Genomic DNA, 3,605 nt, shown 5'->3' with positions numbered 1-3,605 from the left:
GGGCCGATCTCAAAAGGTCGGCTGCGGCCCTCGTCACGAGATGAGGCGCGCGCGTGTTCACGGCCATCACCGCATCCCACTCGTCAGCATCGACTTCGAGCAGCGGGACCGCGCGGAACGAGGCGGCCGAATTCACGAGGACGTCGAGGCGTCCAAATTCACTTCGGGCGGCGGCCACGATCGTCTCGGCCGCCTGGGGCTCCGTAAGGTCGACTTGCACAGTGACGCAGGCCCGCCCCATCTCGACGATGCGGGAACGCACGTCTTCGGCACCGTTTGGAGATGACCGATACCCGATCACCACGTCGTAGCCCGCGTCGGCCAGACCCAGCGCAATCGCTCGGCCGACGCGGACGGCGCCACCGGTTACGAGGGCCACTCGTTGCTTATTGTTGTCTCTCATCCCCAGACTCTTTTGCTCACGAGCGCGCGAGGCGCTCTTCAGGTATGTCACGGAACCAGGATCGGATGTCGAATCATCTCACGGGCAAAGTCGCGATCGTTACAGGGAGCACAAAGGGGATCGGACTCGCTATCGCCGAACGAATGATCAATGAAGGCGCTTTCGTCGTCGTAACGTCGCGGACGGAAGCCGATGTCGCATCAGTCAGCGCGCGCCTCGGTGAAAACGCCCTGGGCGTGGTCTGCGACGTAGCGAAGCCTGAAGCGTGTGCCGCGATGGTCGAGCAGGCGGTCGCCCACTTCGGCCGGCTCGACGTCCTCGTCAACAACGCCGGAGTCGGAGTGTTCAAGCCGATGTCGGCGATGTCTGTCGACGAATGGCAGACACAGGTCGATGTGAATCTGGGAGGCGTCTTCTACTGTTCGAAGGCCGCGCTCTCTCATCTCACCGCCTCCGGCGACGGCTATATCATTAACGTCGCGTCCTTGGCCAGCCGATATTCCTTCGCACGAGGGACCGGCTACAACGCCAGCAAATTTGGCCTTCTCGGACTGACAGAGGCCATGATGCTTGATGTGCGTCATGACCAGGTCCGCGTCTCGATTGTTATGCCGGGGAGCGTGAATACATACTTCAACGACAACGAGCCGGACGAGGCACGCGGCTGGAAGCTTGAGGCCGACGACTGTGCGCTCGCCGTCATGCAGCTCCTCGAGTACCCCAGGGAGGCGCATGTCAGTCGAATTGAAATGCGTCCGGCAGTGCCGCCACGGAATTAAGCCTGTCAGCGTTAGCCCCCCCTTCACCCTCTCGGTTCACTCGGTAGATTTCAAGTGTGAGCGGGTGGATGATCGCGATGCTCCATCACGCACGACCCTCCAGGACGAAACCTCTCAATGGCTGACGGATATCGGACCGAGAAGGACTCCCTCGGTGAAATGCAGGTGCCCGAGAACGCGCTCTACGGTGCCCAGACCCAGCGGGCGGTAGAGAATTTCCCAATCAGCGGCCAGCGCTTCGGCCGGCGTTTTATTCAGGCGATGGGGCTCATCAAGAAGTCCGCGGCCGAGACGAATGCCGAGCTCGGCAATATCGATCAGGCGATCGCTGACGCGATCGTTACAGCGGCTGGTGAGGTCGCCGACGGTACATGGGACGACCATTTCGTTCTCGACATCTACCAGACAGGGTCCGGTACGTCGACGAACATGAACACGAATGAGGTCGTCGCACATCGAGCCACTGAGCTGCTCGGTGGAGACGACTCGGTACACCCGAATGACCACGTCAATTTCGGCCAGTCCTCGAACGACACGATCCCGACGGCGATCCATATCTCCTCGCGGGTGGCCATCGAAGAAGAGCTTCTCCCTGCGCTTGAGCACATGCGCGCGGCGCTGGCTGAGAAGGCGGAGGCGTTTGACAGTGTCATGAAGTCCGGTCGGACACACCTCATGGACGCCACGCCGGTCCGTCTCGGGCAGGAGTTCGCAGGCTACGCGACACAGATCTCGAAGGGCATCACCCGCGTGCGTGCGGCCGCCGAGGAACTGAACGAGCTCGCTCTCGGAGGCACGGCCACCGGGACCGGGATCAACACTCATGAAGAGTTCTCGCCGCGAACCATCGCCCGGCTCGCAGCCGTCACGGGAATCAGCTTCCGCGAGGCCGAGGATCACTTCGAAGCTCAGGGCTCCAAGGACGCAGCGGTCAACGTCTCGGGTGCACTGAACACTGTCGCGACGAGCTTCATCAAGATTGCCGACGACATCCGCTGGTTGGGGTCAGGGCCGACGTCCGGTCTGCATGAGATCCGACTTCCAGCGATTCAGCCGGGGTCTTCTATCATGCCGGGGAAAGTGAATCCGGTCATGTCAGAGGCGATGATGATGGTCAGTGCTCGCGTCATGGGGAATCACACCACCGTCACAGTGGCTGGTAGTCGTGGAAACTTCGAGCTGAACGTGATGATGCCTGTGCTGGCGCAGGCGCTTCTCGAATCGATCACCTTGCTGGCTAACATCGCCCGCGCGTTCACCGACCGTTGTGTCGTCGGTATCGAGGCCAATGAACAACGCGCTCAGGAACTTCTGGAGAAGAATCCGGCGATCGCAACGGCCCTGAATCCCTTCATTGGGTACGACGAAGCGTCGTTAGTTGCGAAGGAATCGGCCAAGCGTGGCGTCAGCGTCCGGGACATCGTTCGCGAGCGAGGCCTGTTGCCCGAAGACCAGATCGATGAGGCGCTCGACGTGCGTGCGATGACCGAGCCTGGGCTCCCCGACTGACGATCAGCGGGAGGGCCCAGGCCGGTTGTCTGGTCCCGTGTTTTAGAAGGGCAGCGTGATCGGGTAAATACGGCGCTTTGCAGCCCGCTCCATGAACCGAGGCGTATAGGCGCGAATGTGTCGTCCGCCTCCGTACACTTCGATCATGTGGAACTCCCATGGTGCAAATGACTCGAGGTAGCCGAGTCCACCGAGCACAGGCATCTCATCGATATAGATGTCCGGCTCCACCGGGCGTCCTCTCACGAAAAGGCAGCGGTCGCTCTGGCGGCCATTGCATGGTGTGACCCAGGCGGCAGACTCGAATTCGATGAATTCCAGAGCGTTCTGTGAGATAGCGGAAGAAAGAGCGTCCGAGGCGTAGGCGAACACGCTCGTCGCAGTCGCGTTGCGTCGTGAGGTGAAGCGGTCGGTCACGACCTGAAGGCCCTCGAGCATAATCGGCTTTGGACTCAACTCGATGAGCAGCAGTTCTTCGCCGTTCTGAACGTCTCTTGTCCACTCGAGTTTCTGGTAGCCGATGAGCTCAATGGTCAGCGCCAGCCGCCCCGCTGTGCTCTCAGGGATGCCGAATCGACCTTCGTCGTTGGTGATCGAGCCCCACTCCGTGTCCGGGATGCCGACCCAGGCCCCGGGCAGCGCTCTCCCCGTGTTCCCGTCGACCAGTGATCCGAAGAGCGTGAAGGTGAGTTCCACCTGCTCCTGAGTGGCATCCTGAGCCTGCCCCTGCTGTGCCAGGATTACCAGAGCCGCCGCCGCGAGGGCGATTCCAAACAGAGTGGCCCGAAGGCCACTGAGCCCCGTCGTACCAAGCGTGTTTCGTGTATTGATCATTCCCATCCCCCCAATTTAGTCATCATCCTCGTCCCAACCCGCTTGCTGTATGTGCAATGGGTGTGCCGGGCGTCACGAGA

At 61.2% G+C, this 3,605-nt stretch carries 4 protein-coding genes; 2 read left to right on the top strand and 2 right to left on the bottom strand.

From position 1 onward, the window contains the following. Nucleotides 1–403 (bottom strand): SDR family NAD(P)-dependent oxidoreductase (locus tag OSA81_13485; protein MDE0900013.1); only part of this gene is annotated, 403 nt, incomplete at its 3' end. Between the two features lie 65 nt (nucleotides 404–468). On the opposite strand from OSA81_13485, the gene OSA81_13480 reads away from it, so the two are divergent. Next, entirely contained in the window at nucleotides 469–1,182 is a 714-nt protein-coding gene (locus OSA81_13480) for an SDR family oxidoreductase (GenBank protein ID MDE0900012.1), read from the top strand. Nucleotides 1,183–1,299: 117 nt separating this feature from the next. Next, nucleotides 1,300–2,691, top strand: coding sequence for a class II fumarate hydratase (locus OSA81_13475; protein MDE0900011.1), 1,392 nt, complete (start codon nucleotides 1,300–1,302; stop codon nucleotides 2,689–2,691). 42 nt (nucleotides 2,692–2,733) lie between these two features. Here the strand turns inward: OSA81_13475 and OSA81_13470 are convergent, their stop codons facing one another. After that, a complete protein-coding gene (locus OSA81_13470; GenBank protein ID MDE0900010.1) occupies nucleotides 2,734–3,525 on the bottom strand; it encodes a carboxypeptidase-like regulatory domain-containing protein in 792 nt (263 codons plus the stop codon). Between the last annotated feature and the right edge of the window lie 80 nt (nucleotides 3,526–3,605).

This window comes from Longimicrobiales bacterium (assembly GCA_028823235.1).
GTDB lineage: Bacteria > Gemmatimonadota > Gemmatimonadetes > Longimicrobiales > Gaopeijiaceae > UBA2589.
Note: the sequence above shows the minus strand (reverse complement) of the source record. Positions and strands in the feature narration are given on the sequence as shown.

Excerpts from the sequence above, each read along its gene's own strand:
- OSA81_13480 (MDE0900012.1), top strand. The coding sequence starts at position 469 with ATGTCGAATCATCTCACGGGCAAAGTCGCGATCGTTACAGGGAGCACA.
- OSA81_13475 (MDE0900011.1), top strand. The coding sequence starts at position 1,300 with ATGGCTGACGGATATCGGACCGAGAAGGACTCCCTCGGTGAAATGCAG.
- OSA81_13470 (MDE0900010.1), bottom strand. The coding sequence starts at position 3,525 with ATGATCAATACACGAAACACGCTTGGTACGACGGGGCTCAGTGGCCTT.